Origin of the sequence: Natronococcus sp. CG52 (assembly GCF_023913515.1) — an archaeon.
GTDB lineage: Archaea > Halobacteriota > Halobacteria > Halobacteriales > Natrialbaceae > Natronococcus > Natronococcus zhouii.
Window position 1 is genome coordinate 1,404,871 of the sequence record NZ_CP099391.1, and the last position, 18,925, is coordinate 1,423,795.

Annotated in this window: 16 protein-coding genes and 1 tRNA gene; 2 read left to right on the top strand and 15 right to left on the bottom strand. The window is 61.0% G+C overall.

Annotated features, from left to right (window positions below; translation table 11 throughout):
* Position 1: 1 nt before the first annotated feature.
* Entirely contained in the window at positions 2 to 1,759 is a 1,758-nt protein-coding gene (locus tag NED97_RS07180; protein ID WP_252490030.1) for an McrC family protein, read from the bottom strand.
* On the bottom strand, positions 1,759 to 2,991 hold the full coding sequence (locus tag NED97_RS07185; RefSeq protein ID WP_252490031.1) for an AAA family ATPase: 1,233 nt from the start codon (positions 2,989 to 2,991) through the stop codon (positions 1,759 to 1,761). The genes NED97_RS07180 and NED97_RS07185 overlap by 1 nt, the downstream gene beginning before the upstream one ends.
* A 393-nt stretch (positions 2,992 to 3,384) precedes the next feature.
* Between NED97_RS07185 and NED97_RS07190 the strand changes: the two genes are divergently transcribed.
* Complete coding sequence (locus NED97_RS07190; RefSeq protein ID WP_252490032.1) at positions 3,385 to 4,362, top strand: hypothetical protein; 978 nt, start codon at positions 3,385 to 3,387, stop codon at positions 4,360 to 4,362.
* A gap of 320 nt (positions 4,363 to 4,682) precedes the next feature.
* Here the strand turns inward: NED97_RS07190 and NED97_RS07195 are convergent, their stop codons facing one another.
* On the bottom strand, positions 4,683 to 4,985 hold the full coding sequence (locus NED97_RS07195; RefSeq protein ID WP_252490033.1) for a type II toxin-antitoxin system HicB family antitoxin: 303 nt from the start codon (positions 4,983 to 4,985) through the stop codon (positions 4,683 to 4,685).
* Positions 4,986 to 5,875: 890 nt separating this feature from the next.
* Positions 5,876 to 5,949, bottom strand: a tRNA-Lys gene (locus tag NED97_RS07200).
* A 159-nt stretch (positions 5,950 to 6,108) separates the two neighbouring features.
* Between NED97_RS07200 and NED97_RS07205 the strand changes: the two genes are divergently transcribed.
* Positions 6,109 to 7,560 carry a DHH family phosphoesterase gene (locus tag NED97_RS07205; RefSeq protein WP_252490034.1) on the top strand — a complete coding sequence of 484 codons (1,452 nt, stop codon included), beginning with the start codon at positions 6,109 to 6,111 and terminating at the stop codon, positions 7,558 to 7,560.
* On the opposite strand, the gene NED97_RS07210 is transcribed toward NED97_RS07205, so the two are convergent.
* From NED97_RS07210 to NED97_RS07260, 11 genes are all read right to left on the bottom strand, one after another.
* A complete protein-coding gene (locus NED97_RS07210; RefSeq protein ID WP_148860072.1) occupies positions 7,561 to 7,857 on the bottom strand; it encodes a PRC-barrel domain-containing protein in 297 nt (98 codons plus the stop codon).
* 102 nt (positions 7,858 to 7,959) lie between these two features.
* Positions 7,960 to 8,805 (bottom strand): helix-turn-helix transcriptional regulator, encoded by an 846-nt coding sequence (locus tag NED97_RS07215; protein WP_252490035.1) that lies wholly within the window; start codon positions 8,803 to 8,805, stop codon positions 7,960 to 7,962.
* A gap of 424 nt (positions 8,806 to 9,229) precedes the next feature.
* Positions 9,230 to 10,336, bottom strand: coding sequence for a phosphotransacetylase family protein (locus tag NED97_RS07220; protein ID WP_252490036.1), 1,107 nt, complete (start codon positions 10,334 to 10,336; stop codon positions 9,230 to 9,232).
* Positions 10,333 to 12,429 (bottom strand): acetate--CoA ligase family protein, encoded by a 2,097-nt coding sequence (locus NED97_RS07225; RefSeq protein WP_252490037.1) that lies wholly within the window; start codon positions 12,427 to 12,429, stop codon positions 10,333 to 10,335. The genes NED97_RS07220 and NED97_RS07225 overlap by 4 nt, the downstream gene beginning before the upstream one ends.
* A gap of 72 nt (positions 12,430 to 12,501) precedes the next feature.
* Positions 12,502 to 13,518, bottom strand: coding sequence for a metal ABC transporter permease (locus NED97_RS07230; RefSeq protein ID WP_252490038.1), 1,017 nt, complete (start codon positions 13,516 to 13,518; stop codon positions 12,502 to 12,504).
* The gene (locus NED97_RS07235; protein ID WP_252490039.1) at positions 13,518 to 14,258 is read right to left on the bottom strand and encodes a metal ABC transporter ATP-binding protein; all 741 of its coding nucleotides are present in this window, start codon (positions 14,256 to 14,258) and stop codon (positions 13,518 to 13,520) included. Before NED97_RS07235 ends, NED97_RS07230 begins: the two co-directional genes overlap by 1 nt.
* Before the next feature lie 80 nt (positions 14,259 to 14,338).
* The gene (locus NED97_RS07240) at positions 14,339 to 15,724 is read right to left on the bottom strand and encodes a metal ABC transporter substrate-binding protein (protein ID WP_252490040.1); all 1,386 of its coding nucleotides are present in this window, start codon (positions 15,722 to 15,724) and stop codon (positions 14,339 to 14,341) included.
* A gap of 181 nt (positions 15,725 to 15,905) precedes the next feature.
* Positions 15,906 to 16,547: a hypothetical protein gene (locus NED97_RS07245; RefSeq protein ID WP_252490041.1), complete on the bottom strand. Its 642-nt coding sequence runs from the start codon at positions 16,545 to 16,547 to the stop codon at positions 15,906 to 15,908.
* 237 nt (positions 16,548 to 16,784) lie between these two features.
* Entirely contained in the window at positions 16,785 to 17,261 is a 477-nt protein-coding gene (locus NED97_RS07250) for a YbaK/EbsC family protein (RefSeq protein ID WP_252490042.1), read from the bottom strand.
* A gap of 55 nt (positions 17,262 to 17,316) precedes the next feature.
* On the bottom strand, positions 17,317 to 17,727 hold the full coding sequence (locus tag NED97_RS07255; RefSeq protein ID WP_252490043.1) for a hypothetical protein: 411 nt from the start codon (positions 17,725 to 17,727) through the stop codon (positions 17,317 to 17,319).
* 50 nt (positions 17,728 to 17,777) lie between these two features.
* Positions 17,778 to 18,899, bottom strand: a complete 1,122-nt coding sequence (locus tag NED97_RS07260) for a YhjD/YihY/BrkB family envelope integrity protein (protein WP_252490044.1) — start codon at positions 18,897 to 18,899, stop codon at positions 17,778 to 17,780.
* Positions 18,900 to 18,925: the final 26 nt, after the last annotated feature.

Below are 18,925 nucleotides of genomic sequence, written 5' to 3' on the forward strand. Positions count from 1 at the left end.
GCTACAGAAGTTTCAGTGGTCCTTCTTTCTCGACTTCACCACTTCCGTTCAGGAAGTACAGGTCGATCCACTCCTGACCCTGTTCACGGCAGAACACAGGGATGCACGTTGTCGTGTGCTCGTAGCGCTGCTTACAGCGCGTCTCGATTTGCTCCCGCGTCCAGTCACCGTCCTGCTCTAGGTCGTACCGATTGCGGACCTCCCACGAGTGCTCGTCGGCGGCAGCCTTGAGAACGCGCAGCGAGAAATCCCGAACGTCCTTGAAGATGAACGGCCCACTCATTGATTTCGCTTCACTCAGATCCGCCTCTTCGACGCCGTCGAGGCATAGTCGATTCTCTGCGACAGCGCGGAAGGCTTCGAGTTCGGTTGATTTCCGAACGAGTACGTCGTGCAGGTAGCCGTGGACGACGTTGCCGTATCGGTCCAAGGTGAATTCGCCCTCAGGTGAGACAATTTGCAGTTCAGCACCAGTTTGGGTGACTCGCCGGCGCTTCGGTTCAAGTAGCGGACAGAGGAACGCGAGTCGGTCAGCGTGGAGGAGGTAGGCGTAGCTGAACAGTCGTGACCTGGACGGTGATTCCTTAACCGGATCGTGACCCTCCGCGTAGTACTTCGAATCCAGTACGGCCAGTGTCTCGTCACCCTCCTGCAGCGCGTGGTCCGGTTCGTGGTATATTTGTCCCTCTCCCTCGAACGGATTCACGGACGGTGACCGAACGGGTGTCACGTCGTCGAGGTCGCCGAGGTGGTCGTAGGACTTGATGTACGAGAGCTCGCGCTCGATGACGACCTGAGAGTACTGTTCAAACAATGACTCCATGTTTAGGACGTAATCTACGACCAACTCTCGCGGACCGTCACGAAGTTGCTGGCCGAGTGACGACGACATCACCGCTTTAGCGACGTCGAACGCCTTTTGATAGTACCGTCGCTGCTTCGGAATGTCACTGAGCGAGAGGCGTCGATACTCGTCCATCCGGTCCAACCCGCTCCCGACACCCATACTCTCCAAGCGTTCCACCTCTCGGTGAACTTCCGAGAAGATGCGGTCGTACGCAGGGTGGTCGTTCTGCTGCGAGTTCTGTCGGAAGAGCCGAAGCAGGGTCTTTCCGGCGAAGTGGAGCAGCGAGTTCGCGGCGTTATCGTACTCAGTCTCGTTGCGGACCCAATGTGGCTCCAGCGTCCCGCGCGCGTGGTTCAAGAGCGTCTGTTCGACGTCGATCTCACCCCGCCCATCGAGACTGTCGAGTCGCCGGATGACCAGATCGCGGATGTACCCTTGTCGGTGAATCGTCTCTAACCCGTCGAGGTAGTTGATTGCCAAGACCACAAAGACGTCGTCGAGGTGGATATCGTCGGAGAGGAAATCCTGCAGCGGGATCCCATGATACTCGATGGACCGGTTCTGGTCGTAGACGGCCAACAGCATGTCGAAGATGTGCTCCCAGTCAATCTTCGGATCGACCTGTACTTTCGACGACGGTGTGAGGCTCACTACGCCGATGATGTCCGTCGCCTCGACGTGGATCACCTCGTTCTCGTCTCCGTCTACGGTGACCGTCACGACCTCGTACTCCTGATCGCCGTTGAGTGCCGCCTGACTCTTCGTGAAGACGCCTGGACTCTTTTGTGTGAAGGAAGCGCGACGAAGCTGGTCCCCGATGGACGACGGACAGCCCTCTATCCGGATCTCCCCTCGCTCGGGGACGTTGAAAGTGTCTTGCCCGTACTCGTAGACTTCGTCAACGGTGCTCATTATTCGTAGGAGCCCATCTGACGTCTTTCCTGTTCGAGTTCTCGTTCGGCTAACTCAGCAGCAGGGGCGAGGTCGAACTCCTCGAACTCTCCGTTCATCGCGCGGTAGTGTTCTGCGATTCGCTCGATTTGCGGGAACGCGGCGGCGTTCAGGAGTCGCGGAACGATGTACGTCCGGAACGCCTGTCCGACCGCATCAGTCTGGTCGTACTCATACTCGCCACCCTCCCGACAGCCGACGCCGAGGAAAACGGCGACGTCGCGGTAGTGCATCGGACCGAAGCGCATGATCGATCCTTGCGACGTCGATTCGTGACCGTGATTAATTCCCTGATAATCGCGCTCGAACAGTCGAAGGATCTCGCTTTCGCCGAGATCCGTGTTTTCGGTGACGTGTGTGGTGATCCAATCTTTGAACAGCTGCCGGCGTTTGTCCTCCTCGTACTCGTCCAGTTCGATCATGGCGAACCGGCGGGTGATCGCGTTGTCAAGTTCGTTCACCGTCCGGTCGGACATATTCATAGTGCAGATGATGTTCACCCGCTCGTCGAGTTCAATTGTCTCACCTTCGTCAGTCTCGAAAATGGTCTGGTGAGGATTCTCGATAGCAGTATACAGCGGGCCAAAGATTTTGGAGATATCTGCGCGAGTGATTTCGTCTAGGATCACGCCGTATTGGACGTCAAATCGACGGGCACGCTGTACGGCCTCCGAAACGCAGCCTAATTTCGTACGGTAGCTCAGAGATTCTCCGGTATAGTCTGGGCTGATGCCCCCGATGATATCTGACGGTGTCCACGAAGGCGTTGCAGTATTGAGACTGTATCCGATACCGGTGTCTTGGGCCAGCTGTTTTGCGAAGGTTGTTTTCCCTGTACCAGTAGGACCGTACAGAACGACTGGCTTTCCGGTTTTGAGGGCAACCTTTGCGTTTCGCATCACATCGTCTGGGACAAGGACTTCCTCAGGTGTTTCATCTCCTCGCAAACTCACGAGACGCTTAAGGCTGTCAGAAGCAATCGAGGATTCCAAGACTGCACGTCGAACTTTACCGAGTCCACGCTTTCCATCGTGGATCCTATCCAGTTCTTCGTCTTCGATCAAATACCGAACTACGCTTTCGTCTTCTGCGTTTTTGATTGCATCTACAACATCCTCCTCGACGCGACGAAGGATATCTATCTCCTCCTCTGCATCCTCTCGTGTGTAGACCTCGTCAGATGAATTACCCATTTATAGAGAGAAGCCATGGAAACCTTATAAATTCTCTCGAACGAATCTGTCAGACCAACTTCTTCGGTAGATAGGTGTCAGAGCCAGCAATGAATAGCGGAATGTCTGCAATTGAATGACTCAAATCACAGTATGACGATATCCCGGCAAAAAGGAGTAACAGAGAACATCATCAGTAACTGACTCGTGTTACAGAACTGTGGTACTGTATCATGGTACAGGAGCGTGGTACTGGAATTCGGTACTAGATCGTGGTACACAATCTTGGCACTACCTCCTGTACCAGTAATCAGGTACTGGACCCCGTCACGCCTCTACAATATAGTTCGATTCTTGAAGGGCGCACCAACTTTGCATAGATATTTAATAGCCTATCCAGGAATCGAAAGCAGAATGCCACTACCATACCCCGAACAGGCTCGATTCTACGGACTTGACGAATACCAGGTTGACGTTCTCTTCATCATCACATGGTGGTATAACGGGAAATGCCTGAAAATGGGCAATGAGAAACGGCAGCTAGGGACTCATTCCGAACCCCAACTTCGGGAATTGTTCAGTGGATGGTCAGCTGAGGAGTACTCTGATCATGAAGACGCTCATCAACAGTTATTGGATCGGGGCTTTCTACGCGAAGGATGGATTTGTCGTCGAAAAATCGATTGGATTCCGACCGAGCAAGGACTTCAAGCCATTCGTGACATCTTCAAGGACTGTGCAGATGATTTTAACCTCCGCCCTGGCTGGGCTTCAGAGGATGACTCCGGTCCAATTTTCGGAGATCCGAACGAACTACTCCTACACCGGAAAGGTGTCGAGGCTGCTGCCCACTATGTGGAGAATTACACGTGGGTCGAACGCCTCACCTGGTACCCAATATTAGGTACCCACGAACATCATCCAGATCTTAAGATGCGCACGCCACAGAAGACTTTAGATTGGTTTGTAGAGGTTCTCACTAGCACAGGTGATCGTGATGGATGGGTTGAAAAGTGGGAAAGTTACAAGAAACGGTTTGTGAAAGTGTGGTGGATCTTTGAGGGACGGTCGGATATGTGTGCCTTTTTCAACAAGCTACACGATGAAAGGATCTACACGCTTGATGGTGGTCCGTTCTCTGAACCATACAAAAATTGGTCAGCAGACGCTGTGAACCGGAAAATTTGGCGCAGCCGTAAGGTTGGGAACAACGATCAAGAAGCGGCACATCTCGTTAGTACGATTACGAGCCTTGTTGAGGCCGAGTCAGATGATGTGACGGAGTGGTTTGATACCCACTTTGAAATGAGAGATACACTCAATCCAGTCCAGCAATATCACGGGGTAGATGAGTTCGGTAACGAGAAATGGTCAGGAATCCGAAAATACTGAAATACCGGGTGTATAGACACTTACCGAATGGGAGACGTGGGGTACCGCAGTGTGGATGCATACACAGATTTCGCCGTTTTGAATTCAGGTGTCTATGACTCTCTCTGGCCTGTGTATCTGTGTAGAGGTGCTCTCTATCCCTGTGTAAAATTCCCCCGGCTGTGCAAATCACCATTTACACACATTCTATAACAATTCTAGACTATTGGTTCGAGAATTTGTTCGTGCTCTTGTTCAACAATTCACTACAGTAGTGCGACTATATTATTACACATACATTTCCATCATCAGCCTGTACAAGGGTCGTTAGCGTGATTGGCCTATTCGTGATCATTTGAGGGCCACCGGCCATCCAGTGCGGTCCCACCGAAATCCAACTCGTCCAGCGTTCGGCTACTATCCTTACGTCGTGGCCGATCCTCCTTAGGATCAATACCGGCGTCGCGGAGTTCCTCGTTGGTGTATTCCTGTGTCCCTTCGCCTGTGGTAGCGTCGATGACATCATCGAGTGCAGAGAGCGCCTCAGTGCGGGTGTCTGCATGAGCATCAATTGTTAGGATTTCGTCTCTCGCAGTCCATGTCCCCTTCTCATCCTTCAGGAGTGTAATGATGCGCTCGTTCATATAGGAGTGTACGTAATGAGATTACAAAAACATCCGCTTAGACTCAATTTCTCAATAAGTATTGTCGATGTGCCAATGAGCCATATATGCTGCAGCGGCAGCAGGCTCAGGTTCCATGGCTTAGCGTCGCCAGGCCCATTGAGGCGAGCGACATCGAGATACGCCTAACGCCTGTCAGCAATCCACTGTGGCAACCAGTGTGAGTACAGGAGCGAGTAACCACACACCACGTACCGACCGCAGTAGTGTGCGAGGAAGCAGTCTTCACCGAGTTACTTGTCAATGATGGCCAACGATATCTCGAACATACCTGATCTCAGTAAAGAATCTACTACCACGCGCGAGTAGCGAACGCGCACTAAGCGTTGCGCGGTCAGAACCAAACGAATCCTGCGACCCCACGGCGATCATACTCAACTCGATCAGTAGGATCCGAATTTGCTCAGGTCCGATCACGTCACGAACCGCAGTCATGCAAGCACCGCCGATTGGATTATGGATACCAATTCAGCGCTGATGAGAACTGCGAATACTACACCAGTCACCCATAAGACCCACGCAGGGACCATAGAGGCGAGGGTTAGGACCGCGGCGGTAGCAGTGAGAATCGCCGCGATAGTCGTGACGCCCTGTAACCCGATCATCACGGTCTAAGTGAGGTGTGGTCTGACTAATAATCGACCCCGGACAGCTAGCGCAGCCAGCAATCCCACTCGCGCGCACCATCTTGTTAACGCCCATAGCTTTAACACGTACACCCTCGAATCGCGGGATGACTCTGACCCGAGCAACCCGACGTTGCGCACCGTCTCGCAGAATGCGTGCCAGCGCAAGCTCAACTCGACGCATGCTGGCGATTACTCTGGACTCTGTTACGCAAGGCGCAGAAGCGGGCCGGGCGCGATTTGAACACGCGACCGTCTGATTAAGAGTCAGACGCTCTGCCGGACTGAGCTACCGGCCCTGTACCTGCGACTTTCGGGTGTGGACAAATATACGTTTCCCTTAGCAGGCGTCGTGTGAGTGGTCGCCAAGCCGCTTGTAACCGTGTCCCCCACGTTCGCTGACGTAACGTGCCAATGTTCGGGACCGTTAAGTACGGTCGGTTCGACCACACTGTCACATGAGTACGGGGGTTACGATCTCGTCCATCTCGGATTACGCGATTCTCGGCTGCGGGAGTGTGGGGTACGCCGTCGCCGAGGAACTCGTCGAGCAGGGGAAGGACGTCGTCATTATCGACCGCGATGAGAGCCGCGTCGAATCCCTGCGCGATCAGGATCTCGACGCCCGCACCGCCGACATCCGCGAACCCGAGTCCGCCGACCTCGTCGCCGAACGCGACGTCGTCTTGATCCTCGCCTCCGACGTCGAGGCGAACAAGAAAGCGGTCGAGCACATCCGTTCCAGAAACGACGAGAGCCAGTTCCTCGTCGCACGCGCGAGCGACCCGGTCTCCGGCGACGAACTCTCCGACCTCGGCGCCGACATCGTCATCAACCCCTCGTCCGTCATCGCGGAGTCCGCGCTCCGGGCGCTCGAGTCCGGCGAACTCGAGTACAACGCCGGCAAACTCTCCCAGCTGGTCGAGGAGACGGACTCGCGGCTGGCGATCCTGACCCAGGACAGTCCCGATCCGGACTCGATTGCTAGCGCGGCCGCGCTGCAGGCGATCGCCGACCATCTCGACATCGAGTCGGACATCATCTATCTGGGCGACGTCGGCCACCAGGAGAACCGCGCGTTCGTCAACCTTCTGGGAATCGACCTCGTCCAGTGGGACGAGATCGAGGACCACTCGGTGTACGACACCGTCGCGCTCGTCGATCACGCGACGTCCGCCGAAATGAACCTCACGGTCGACATCATCATCGACCACCACGAGGCCGAGGAGACCCACGATCCCGACTTCGTCGACATCCGACCGAACATGTCCTCGACGTCGACGATCATGACGAAGTACATCCAGGAGTTCGATATGAACGTCTCCGAGGAGGTCGCCACGGCACTCCTCTACGGGATCCGCGCGGAGACCCTGGATTTCAAACGCGACACTACCCCCGCCGACCTGACCGCTGCGGCCTATCTCTACCCCTTCGCGAACCACGACACCTTAGAGCAGGTCGAGTCGCCGTCGATGTCACCCGAGACGCTGGACGTCCTCGCCGAAGCGATCACCAACCGGGACGTCCAGGGGAGTCACCTCGTTTCGAACGCCGGATTCGTCCGGGATCGAGAGGCGCTCACGCAGGCCGCGAGTCACCTCCTCGATCTCGAGGGCGTCACGACGACCGCCGTCTTCGGCATCGCCGACGAGACGATCTTCCTCGCGGGTCGTTCGAAGGACATCCGTATCAACATCGGGAAGGTGTTAGCCGACGCCTACGGCGAGATCGGCGAGACCGCAGGCCACTCGACGCAGGCCAGCGCAGAGATTCCGCTGGGTATCTTTACCGGGATCGAGATCTCGGAGGATACCCGCGATACGTTGCTCAAGCTAACCGAAGAGGCGGTCAAGCGGACGTTGTTCGACGCGATGGGTGTCGACGGCAGCGAAGGGTCCAACGGGAACTGATCAGGCGACGATCTCGTCTTCCTCTTCCTCGTCCGGTTCGCGAACCCGTTCGATGACGTCGTTGACGAGAATCACGTCGCCGACGGATCGGACCCAGCGGTACGGGACGATTACGCCCTGTCCGATCTTGGCCTCCTCGCTAAACAGTTCCGAGTTCAGGTTGCCGAGCGCGAGTCCCTGAATCGTCTCGCTGTCGACGTTCAACTGGAGGTCTTCGACCTCGCCGACGAAAACGCCGTTGTTCGAGTAGACCTCACGACCGACGAGAGAAGTGATCTCCTGGTGTGTGTCGTCCATACCAGCAGTCATGTGTGGGTGACTCTTAATTCTTGGTCAGACGTAATCTACACGAATCTGTGACTGTATCTCTGCATGATCGGTTTGCTGCGGTGTAACTGCTCACTCCACCGCCGGGTCGGGAGACAGGCGCCGGGCGTTCGTCCATATCGTCTCGAGTCGCTCTCTCGCCCACTCGAGTGCGGCGGGCGTCTCGTTGACGACGAACCCGCGTATCGCGTCGTCGACGCAGACGGCGACGATGGCCGCAGCGTCTGCCTCCTCGCTCGCCAGTCCACTGCCGTCGACACGCTCGACGACGATCAGCGCGTACGGCGGCGTCCGCTCCGTTTCGTGGATCGTCAGTCGTCCCGTCTCGAGCGCCGCGACGGTCGACTGACGGCGATCGACGAGCAACGTCTCGATGTCGGCACTCGGCAGGGCAACGGCGACCGAGATCCCCTCGTGGATCGCGTCACGGTAGGCGTCGATGACGTGGTGTCTAACGTCGGGGAGGACCGCGCGGTGAGAGTCGCCGGTCGCGAGCAGTTTCTCGAGCGCGCGTTCGGGTTCGATTCGCTCCGCGCGAGGTGTGTGCAGCGTCGAACCGGGGGCCTCGCTCGCGGATGTGAGCACGACGTTACAGCCTTCCAGAAACGGCGGATCGAGCGGTACGTTGGTCGCTATCGGCGCGAAGAGGTGGCTCACGCTGGCAGCAGTGGTCAGACGATCCGCGAGTCGATCGAACTCCTCGAGCGCGAGTACTCCGGCGACGGTCGTTCGGTACCGGCCGTTCGTCCGTTCGATCAACCCGGCCGTCTCGAGGTCCGACACCGCCCTGTCGACGGTCGACCGCGACCGGCCGAGTTCGGCGGCCAGCCCGCTCGCATCTAGCGCGTCCGTCACGAGTCGTTCGAGGATCGTCCGTCGGGCGCTCACGACGTCCAGTACCTCGTCCTCCTCGCTCATCGTTCTCCCTCGCACAGATACCGAAATAAGAATGACGATCGGCGCTTTCCAGTACCAACGGGCAACGGCGACGTTCCTACATAAATTACGGAAATGTTTAAATACGATTAGGCAGCGAATGAGGTGTCGTTCGGGGAATGAGGGTATATCAACGGCGATCGATAGGTGAACTGCCGGGGTGCCTCTGACATCCGGCAGTTTTCGGGAGGGGTGGTGTGCCCGGACCACCCCTCTCGAGCACGTTTTCGGTCCGACTGGGAGCCGCGAAATTCGACGAGGGCTACCCGTCCTCTCGAGACCGCGTTTTTCCGGAGAAGAGAGTTCGTCACCGACGGTCGGCTATCGGACTCCTCACTCTATCGTACCGACTGAAACGGGTTACACGCCGATCGCACGACGGCTGTGCACTGACTGTCAGTGGCTACTATAGTATCGCATCGACGGCCGCGTGATCGGCGAGCAACGCCTCCATTCGATCGACCGTCTCCGCATCTCGAGTGCGCCCGCTCCGGACGACGTCCTCCGCGCGCTCGACCGTCGTCAGCGTATCCGTTTGCACCGAAAGGATCGGGACGCCTTTCTCGGTAGCCTGGCCGAGGATTGCGCCGGACGGCCGATGTCCACCCGTCAGGATAAGACAGCGGACACCCGGCGCCTCGAGCGCGGCGGTGTGGATTTCGGCCCGATCACCGCCCGTGATGACCGCGACGTCCTTCGTGCGTCGAAAGTGGCGCAGGGCGCTGTCGGCGCTCATCGCACCGACGGTAAACCGCTCGACGTAGGCGTCGGCACCCTCCTCGACGAGCATCGACGCGCCCAGTTCGTCCCCGAGATTCGCGACCGTCACACCCGAGAGCGTTCGTTCGCTCGGAATCACGCCGTGAACCGGGATTCCGCGCCCCTCGAGGAAGGGGACGACGTCCGTCTCGAGCTGATCGTACGCCGCGTCCGCGACGTCGTTGAAGACGATACCGGCGAGTCGATCGCCGAACGTCTCGACGGCCGCGAGCACGTCGTCGACGTCGCCCGGAACCTCGTAGGGAGCGACCAGCAGCACGCGTGCGTCGAGCAGATTTGCGAGGTCGACATCGGTGAGGTCGACGATTCCTCCGACGTCGTACCGCCCGCCGCCCTCGAGAAACATCCGGTCGTGATCGGCCGCGAGTCCGTCGAACGCTTCTCGGACGCGCTCGCCGAGTTCGTTCGGATCCTCGCGGCCGCGAACCGCCTGCTCGACGAACGTCGGCGAGTAGACGACCGGCTCGAGGTCGTGCATCTCGGCCTCGAGATCGAGCAGTTCGCGGGCGAGCATCGGATCCTCATCTACGGTCTTTCCGACGTTGCTCTGCAGGCGAGTCCCCTTCGGTTTCATGTAGCCGACGCTGTCGCCCTTCTCGCGGGCGAGGCGGGCGAGCGCCAGCGTGATCGCCGTCTTGCCGGTGCTCTCCTCGAGCGAACTGACGAGGAGCGTCCCCGCGTCGGTCGTGGTGTCGGTCGATTCGATCTCCGTGTCGGTGTCGGTGTCAGTCATAGTTCCTCCGTGTCGACGGTGAGTCTGAGGTCGATCGCCCGTACGCCGTTCGGGCCGGCGACGAGCGGGTTCACGTCGAGTTCGAGAATCGACGGGAACTCCGTTACCAGCTGTGAGAGCCGCTGGATCGTCTCGACGATGGCCTCGACGTCGGCCGGTTCGCGGCCGCGGGCGCCGCGCAACAGCGGCGCTGCCTTGATCTCGTCGACCATCCCGCGAGCCTCGCCCTCGCCGATCGGGGCCACCCGGACCGAGGTGTCCTCGAGGATCTCGACGAAGATGCCCCCGAGACCGAACAGGAGCAGCGGGCCGAACTGCGGGTCGCGGTTCATCCCGACGATCGTCTCCGTCGACTCGTCCATGTCGAGCATCTCCTGGACCTGGACGCCCAGGATCGACGCGTCGGGCTGGTAGTTGCGCGCTCGAGCGACGAGATCCTCGTAGGCGTCGTAGACGTCGTCGTCCTCGACGCCGACTTTCACGCCGCCGATGTCCGACTTGTGGGTGATGTCGGGGCTGACGATCTTCATGACGACGTTGCCTTCGATCGACGCCGCGACGTCGCGGGCCCGGTCGGGATCGTCGACGATATCGCCGTCAGGCGTCGGGATACCGTAGGCCTCGAGTAAGTCCATCGACTCGACGCCGAGCCGGTTGTCGTCGCGGTCGCGGGCGCGCTCCAGAATCTCGCGGGCGCGATCGCGATCGGCGTCGAAGCCGGTCGGTTCGTCGATCGTTCGGTCCCGCACGTCGCGGTAGCGAGCCAGCGCGTCGACTCCCGCCACCGCTCGCGAGGGGTCGAAGTAGTTCGGGATGCCGAACTCGCGGAGGACCTCCTCGGCGGCGCGCGCGCGGTCGCCGCCCATCAAACAGGTGACGACCGGCTTCTCGTACTCTTCGCGTTTTTCGATCACTACCTCGGCGAGTTTGTCGTACTTGAGGACGGCCGTGGGGGCGCTGACGACGACCGCGCTGCCCACGTTCGGATCGTCGAGCGCGACGTCGAGTGCCGTCCCGAAGCGCTCGACGTCGGCGTCGCCGATGGCGTCGATCGGGTTGTAGACGTTCGCCTCCTCTGGCATCGCCTCCGCGAGCGCGTCGATCGTCTCGTCGGTGAAGTTCGCCATCTCAAGGCTCGAGTCGCCGACGGCGTCGGTGGTCAACACCCCGGGGCCGCCGGCGTTGGTCACGACGGCGACGCCGTCGGTGTCGGGTTCGGGAAGTCCCGACAGCGCCCGCGCGCAGTCGAACAACTGCTGGACCGACGTGGCGCGGATTACGCCCGCCTGCTCGAGGCCGGCCTCGTAGGCCCGTTCGCTGCCGGCGATCGCACCGGTGTGCGAGGACGCGGCCTGCGCGCCGGCGTCCGTTCGACCCGATTTGACGAGGACGATCGGCGTGTCGTCGGTTACCTCGCGGGCCGTTTGCACGAACCCCTGACCGTCGTCGATGTCCTCGAGGTAGCCGATGATGACGTCCGTCTCCGGATCGTCGCCCCACTCGCGGACGAAGTCGGTCTCGTCCAGCACGGTCTTGTTGCCCAGCGAGACGACGTCCTGAAAGCCGATCCCCTGCTCGTTCGCCCAGTCGAGCACGGCCGTGATGAACGCGCCAGACTGACTCATAAAGGAGATCGACCCGTCGAGGGCGTTTTCGGGGCCGAACGTGGCGTTCATGTCGACCGGCGTCGACATCACGCCCAGACTGTTCGGACCGACGACGTTGAGATCGTACTCCGCGGCGATCTCGCGGAGCCGTCGCTCGCGTTCGGCCCCCTCGCCGCCGGTTTCTGAGAAACCCGCGGTGATGACGACCACGTCGTCGGTTCCGGCCTCGGCGACGTCCTCGAGCGCGTCGATCACGACGCTCGGCGGGACGACGATCAGGGCCAGATCGATCGACGGCGCGCTCTGCACGTCCTGATAGCACTCGAGTCCGAGGACCTGATCGCGGTTGGGGTTGATCGGGATCACCTCGCCCGCGAACTCGTCCTGCAGATTCTCGAGGATCGCCCGACCGACGGCGCCCTCGCGATCGGTGGCACCGATCACGGCGACGGACTCGGGTGTAAAGAGGTCAGATAACCGTCCCATCGCCCGGAAGTTGGGCGAGGAGCGGGTTAAACGTATAGCGTGGTCCCGCCGTCCGGGAACGGCACTCACGCGCTAGTGCATCGAGATCGCGGTTCCGGATCGGTTGGAGACGAGAAGCGCCAGCAGGTAGATCCCGATCGCCACGACGACGATCGATCCGCCGGGCGGCAGCCCCTGCGAAATCGCGAACGCGAAGCCGCCGAGAATCGACGCCTGGCCGAACAGGATCGAGAGCGAGAGCGTCTCTCGGAAGCCGTGTGCGACCTCCGAGGCGGCCGCGACCGGAATTACCAACATCGCAGCGACGAGGATTACGCCGAGAATCTGCATCGCGCCGACGACGACGACGGCCGTCATCACGATCAACAGCGTGTTGTACCAGGTGACGTTGAGTCGGGCGACGCGGGCGGCCTGCTCGTCGAAGGTGATGAACAGCAGTTGTTTGTACGTCAGCGCGACGACGCCGACGACGGCGACGGTGAGAATTGCGACCATCCGTGCACCCTCGGCGGGGATGACGGCGGCGCTGCCGAACAGGTAGTCCTCGATGCTGACGCCGGAGAATCCGCCGCGGCCGTAGCTGATGATGAGCGTTCCGACGGCGAAGCTGCCGGTGAGCATGATCGCGATCGGGACGTCGCCGTACGTGTTGGTCCGCTCGGCGAGGAACTGCACGAGAAGCGCGCCGATCACGCCGACGACGAGCGCGGCGAACAGCAGCGAGCCGTCCCACTCGGTCGTCGCGCTGAACAGCAGTCCGATAGCGACGCCCGCGAAGGCGGTGTGGGCCAGCGTCTCGCCGATCAGCGCCATCTCCCGGTGGACGAGGTAGGTGCCGACCAGCGGCGCGGCGATCCCGATAAGCACGCCCGTCGCGATCGACCGCAGCATAAACGAGTAGCTGAAGACGCTCGTCCCGAGGAGGTAATCGAGCCACATGCCCGCGATCATGAACTGGTCGTAAAGCATCCCCGCGTAGGGGTACTCCTGGAGCCACTCGAGCGTCAGAAAGCCGATCATCACAACCGCCAGCAGGCCCGTAAGCGCGATACCGACTCGCTCGAGGGCTCGTCTGGTGTCGTGGTGCATCAGTGGTGGTGGTGAACGACCTGTCCGGTCGATCCGTACGCCTGCTCTAGGGCGTCGCTTTCGACGAACGATTCCGTATCCCCGTGGTGGTAGACCTCCTGGTTGATGCAGGTGATCCGATCCGCACGGTCGGTGACGACGCCGATGTCGTGTTCGATCAGGACGATCGTGATTCCGGCGTCGTTCAGCGAATCCAGGAGCCGGTAGAACGCGTCTCGCGATTCCGCGTCGACGCCGACGGTCGGCTCGTCGAGTGCCAACAGATCCGCTTCGGACGCGAGCGCTCGGGCGATGTACGCTCGCTGTCGCTGTCCCCCCGATAGCTGATTGACCCGGCGATCGGCGAGATTGGAAATGCCGACGGTTTCCATGGCGTCGTCGACGATCTCGGAATCGGTCGCGGTCAGCCGCGAGTGGCCGGCGTGGGCGAACCGCCCCATCGTGACGGCCTCGCGGACGGTGACCGGCATCGTCCCGCCGCGGCTCGTGGCCTTCTGGGAGACGTACCCGATGCGGCTTCCCTGATCGAACTCGTCGACCGGCTGGCCGAACAGTTCGATCGTTCCGCTATCGGGCTCGTGCAGGCCGAGCATCAGGTGCAGCAGGGTCGTCTTCCCCGACCCGTTCGGACCGACCAGTCCGAGAAAGTCACCCTCTTCGATCGTCAGTGAGACGTCTCGAACGGCGACGGTCTCGCCGTATGCGAACGTCACGTTCTGGATGTCGACGATCGGGGTCACAGTAGCTTCACCAACGTCTCGAACGCGGATATTCTTATGTCTTCCATTTCGGTGATCGGGTTCGTTCCGGTCGTCCGCGCTCATTCGGCATCGAGCGCCTTCGCGAGCGACGGAAGGTTGATCTCCTCCATCTGTTCGATCCATCCGTAGCCCCGTTCGTTCCACTCCTGGAGCGTCCCCCCGGTCGCCGTGATCGGTTCGGACCCGGTCGCATCGGTTTCGTCGAGTAACACGTCGACCATCTGCGGAACGTCGTCGCCCGGGTTCTGCGTCTCGAACGGATCGTAGAGGATCGTCTCGATGTCGTGTTCCTCGACGACGCCGATCAGTTCGGACACGTCCTCGCTCGACTCCACTGCATCGGGCGAGACACCGACCGGCGTCCGAAGTTCGAAGCCGTAGCGCTCTTCGAGGTACTGGAACGAGTCGTGGCCCGCGACGACGGCAACCTCTCGAGTCGCGTTCTCGGCGAGTTCCTCGAACCGTTCGTCGACCTCGGCCATCCGGTCGGTGTAGTCGGCCGCGTTCTCCTCGTACTGCTCCGCGTTGTCCGAATCGAGTTCGCCGAGTCCCGTCGCGATCGTCTCGACCATCTCCTGTGCGAGGACCGGATCGACCCAGACGTGGGGGTCCGCAAACTCCGTCGATTCGTCGTCGGGTTCCTCGACGACTTCGACGGAAGCGTTGTCCTCGCTCGTGTCCCAGACGACCTCGCCGTCGGCGACGAGTTCGAAGACGATCATCGTCCGGCCGGTCTCGGCGCCGTGTAACTCGACGTGATCGCCCTGCGGTTCGATCTCGAGGACGTCCGGATCCGCACCGTCGACGACCCGGGCCTCGAGTTGGAACGGCTCGTCCTTCCCGAGCGGGAGAACGCGGTCCTGCTCGTCCTCGAAGACGCTCTCGATCGCGACGTGCTGGTCGAGGATCACGTCGGGAACGCCGCCGTGCCAGTGGCTGTCGTGCCAGTACCCGACCTCCTCGCCGGTTCGACGGTCGTAAATGCCGAACTCCGCGACCTGGACCTCCGCAGGATCATCGTCGTACTCGTCTTCGGGTTCGCGGTCGTCGTCGCTGCCGCGATCCACCGGCAGTAGCTGGCTCTCGAGTCCCTCGAGGCCGTCGATCAGCGCGACGTCCTCGGCCTCGAGGTCGGCTGCGACGTCCTGCGCCCAGGCGAACTCGGGACTGTCGAGATAGATGAAGGCCGCCGATTCCGCGATCTCGCGCTGGAGGTCGACCGGCGGCTCCCAGCCGTGGCCCATCTCTCCGGTTTCGACCGGGTTCTCGATCTCCATCTCGTCGCCGACGACGTGGTTTGACCAGTCGGCGAGTGCAAAGAAGGAAGCGTAGCCGTCCTCTCCGGCCCCGCTGTCGGCGCCGGGTTCGCTCAGACAGCCGGCGAGGGCGCCGAGCGCGAGCGCCCCGGCGCCGGATCGCAGAACTGCGCGGCGTGAACGAGTCATACGAGAGACTACGCCTGCGCGGATAAAAGGGTTATTATCTCTAGCAGGTTGATTAATAACTCGTGGTAGCCCTCCGCTCACGATAGCAATCGGGCGGAGACGATCTGGACCGTCGCAGTCTTTTGTCGGAGAAAACGACACGCGAGTTACTCACGGCGTCGCGACGAGTTCGTTCGAGCGATTAGTGGTCGTCGTCGTGACTGTGGTCGTCGTCATCGTCGTGGTCGTCATCGTGACCGTGCTCGTCGTCGGCGTGGTTCTCCGCGTCGTCGTACTCCTCGACGACTTCCGTCTCGAGTTCGGGCGAATCCCAGTCCGAGTGATCGTCGTGCCATATCTGGACGGTAATCTCGGTGATCCCCGTTTCTTCGCCGGTCAGTTCGAGGTGATCGTCGTGCGATTCGATCTCGACGTTCTCCGCCGCGCCCTCGACGACCTCGGCCTCGAGCTGGTACTCCTCGTCCTCTCCGAAGACGATCTCCTCGCCGTCGGCGTCCTCGGCGTGGACTTCGACCGAGAGGGTGTCCTCGAGCGGAACGTACAGCGGACCGCCGTCCCAGTGGTTGTCGTGGACGTACGCGAGCGGTTCGTCCGCATCACGGTCGACGAGTTCGAACGTCTCGACGTTCATGCGATCGTCATCGTCGTGACCGTGATTATCATGGCCGTCATCGTGGTCGCCGTGGTCGTCATCGTAATCGTCACCGTTAGCCTCGTCGTCACCGCTGTCCTCACCCAGACAGCCGGCGATACCGAGTGTCGCGATGGAACCGGACGCCGCGAGCAGCGTTCGGCGGGTCGAACGGATTTGGTTAGTCGTCATTGATAGGTACCATCCGTAGAGTGAGAGTAATTAGTAATGAAGTTGGCGATCTTATTAACCTCCCCGCGGTCGTTTGATCAGACTGTTAGGAAGGTATCGTCTCGAAGTCCGCCGTCACTCCGCATCGGCAACGGGATCCTTGCTCGCGAGGGATCGCAGTATCTTTCCAACGAACGCGCTTTTCGCGCCGATTTCGATCCCGAAAACGAACCGTCTCACGGAATCGGCAAGACGCTCTCACTCGGCGACGGACGCCGGCTCCGCATCGGCGTACTGCCGCAACGTCTCGGGAGCGATGGGAAATACCGCCGTCGGCGTTCCCGCAGCCGCCCAGACGGTGTCGAACTCGAGCAGCGTCTCGTCGACGACGACGGGAACCCGTTCGTCGTGACAGAAGGGCGGCACGCCGCCGATCGACCAGCCGAGCGTCTCCCTGATCCGGTCGGGGGACGCCATCGTCACCTCGTCCGCCGGCGCATCGAAGGCGGCTCCGAGGGAGGGTTCGCTGACTCGGTTGGCCCCGCTCGTGACCGAGATGACGAGCGAATCGTCGATCTCGAAGACGAGGGAACTGGCGATCTGTGCGACGTCACAGCCGACGGCGTCGGCGGCGTCCGCCGCAGTTTTCGTCCCGTCGGGGAACTCCTCGACGGCCGGGTCGAAGCCGTGCTCCTCGCGGACCCGTTCGGCGAACGTCGCTGCACGCGGGTGCATATCCGGTCACTCCGATGCGAGGGATAAAAAGTCGTCGGCCGCGCGAGGACGGCGATCACTCGAGCGAGATATCGAGGGCGACGCCGTCGAGCCGACGGTAGGCGGGGATCGGATCGCGGACGACCTCGAACGCGTCGAACCGGATCACGAGCCGTCCGGGATCGATCGTCGTTCGAAGAACCGGCCCGCGACTCGTCACGGTAACGTACGGCGGCGCGGGAACGGGTCGAGCCTCGAGTTCACAGTCGGCTGCCTCGACCGCGTCGGCGAGGAGAAGCGGTAGCTGCTCGAGCAGACCGGCCGACTCGAGTGCCGCTCGCAGGGGAACGACGACGCGATCGGGATTCGTCGTTCTGGAGGTATCCCAGGGCTCGGCGACCCGGTTTGCACAGTCGTTGACGCCCTCGACGAGCGGCCGCCACTCGTCCTGAATTCGGCGGCGTGCCGCCCGAACTGGATGGGACACGAAGCGAAATGGGAGGGGGATCCACTAAGCTTTCCCGACTTCCACCGGCGTCATCGGCTCCGGTCCTCGATCGTGCCGATCCGGAGCGTGTCGACCCGCGAGGCGATCTCGTGGACCGCCTGCTTCCACTCGGGTTCGTCACGGACCTCGAGTTCGCGGCGCAGGCGTTCGTTCTCCGCCTCGAGCGTCCGCGTCGTCGCTTCGAGTTCGTCGACTCGGTCCTCGAGTCGGTACCGTCGTTCCCGGTGCGCCTCGAGGTTCTGTTGGAGCATGTTTCGCTCCCGCCGGAGTCGCTCGCTCCCCTCGCGCAATCCCTCGTTCGTTCGTCGACTGCGAGCGAGTCTGCGTTCGCGAACCGCAATCTCGTCGGCCTCCTCGTCCTCGAGGGTGATTCGGCCCGACCGCGTCGCGTTGACGACGGCGCCCGCGAGCAGAATCAGCCCGCCGAAGTACAGCCACGTGAGCAACAGCAGGATCGCTCCGACCGGTCCCGCCGCCTCCGAGTCGGACGCGACGGCGACGTACACCTGGAAGAGCGACTGGAGTGCTGCCCAGCCGACCGCGGCGACGACGACGCCGGGGAGTATCTCGCGGACGGAGACGCCGACGTCCGGGAAGAAGTAGTACATCGGAAGGAACGCGACCGTGAGTCCGACGACGAGCAGGAGCGGGTTCACCAGTCCGATGAAGGGAATCTCGGGGAAGGCCGCGAAGACGACGGTCGCGCCCCCTGCGGCGAGGAGTGCGAGCGCGATGGCTCCGAAGACGATGAACGCGTCTCGAAGCTGTTCGAAGAAGGAATTCTCACTGGCGGACTCGTAGATCTCCGAGAAGGCGGTGTCCAGTCCGCGGAAGATCTTCAGCGACCCCCACACGAGCGTGACGAGCCCGATGATCGATGCGCCGGTCGTCGCGGCCGACCCCTCGATGGAGTCTTCCAGCAGAACCTGGCCGCTCTCGGGCAGGAAGCCCTCGGTCGTCGCGGCGACCTCGGTGGCGAGTTGTTCGTCTCCGACGATCGAGACGAGAAAGAAGACGAGCACGAGCAGCGGAATGAGTGAGATGAACGCCTGGTAAGCGATGCTCGCGGCCATGAAGGGAACGTTCTTTTCCTGGATCCCGGCCACGACAGCCTTCACGAACGAGACGGTTCCACGGGCGTCGGCAGTCATAGGAGACGGATCCACCCCAAGAAGGA

What these genes read in the sequence shown, in the direction of transcription:
- NED97_RS07180 (WP_252490030.1), bottom strand. Translation starts at nt 1,759, where the DNA reads ATGAGCACCGTTGACGAAGTCTACGAGTACGGGCAAGACACTTTCAAC.
- NED97_RS07185 (WP_252490031.1), bottom strand. Translation starts at nt 2,991, where the DNA reads ATGGGTAATTCATCTGACGAGGTCTACACACGAGAGGATGCAGAGGAG.
- NED97_RS07190 (WP_252490032.1), top strand. Translation starts at nt 3,385, where the DNA reads ATGCCACTACCATACCCCGAACAGGCTCGATTCTACGGACTTGACGAA.
- NED97_RS07195 (WP_252490033.1), bottom strand. Translation starts at nt 4,985, where the DNA reads ATGAACGAGCGCATCATTACACTCCTGAAGGATGAGAAGGGGACATGG.
- NED97_RS07205 (WP_252490034.1), top strand. Translation starts at nt 6,109, where the DNA reads ATGAGTACGGGGGTTACGATCTCGTCCATCTCGGATTACGCGATTCTC.
- NED97_RS07210 (WP_148860072.1), bottom strand. Translation starts at nt 7,857, where the DNA reads ATGGACGACACACACCAGGAGATCACTTCTCTCGTCGGTCGTGAGGTC.
- NED97_RS07215 (WP_252490035.1), bottom strand. Translation starts at nt 8,805, where the DNA reads ATGAGCGAGGAGGACGAGGTACTGGACGTCGTGAGCGCCCGACGGACG.
- NED97_RS07220 (WP_252490036.1), bottom strand. Translation starts at nt 10,336, where the DNA reads ATGACTGACACCGACACCGACACGGAGATCGAATCGACCGACACCACG.
- NED97_RS07225 (WP_252490037.1), bottom strand. Translation starts at nt 12,429, where the DNA reads ATGGGACGGTTATCTGACCTCTTTACACCCGAGTCCGTCGCCGTGATC.
- NED97_RS07230 (WP_252490038.1), bottom strand. Translation starts at nt 13,518, where the DNA reads ATGCACCACGACACCAGACGAGCCCTCGAGCGAGTCGGTATCGCGCTT.
- NED97_RS07240 (WP_252490040.1), bottom strand. Translation starts at nt 15,724, where the DNA reads ATGACTCGTTCACGCCGCGCAGTTCTGCGATCCGGCGCCGGGGCGCTC.
- NED97_RS07245 (WP_252490041.1), bottom strand. Translation starts at nt 16,547, where the DNA reads ATGACGACTAACCAAATCCGTTCGACCCGCCGAACGCTGCTCGCGGCG.
- NED97_RS07250 (WP_252490042.1), bottom strand. Translation starts at nt 17,261, where the DNA reads ATGCACCCGCGTGCAGCGACGTTCGCCGAACGGGTCCGCGAGGAGCAC.
- NED97_RS07260 (WP_252490044.1), bottom strand. Translation starts at nt 18,899, where the DNA reads ATGACTGCCGACGCCCGTGGAACCGTCTCGTTCGTGAAGGCTGTCGTG.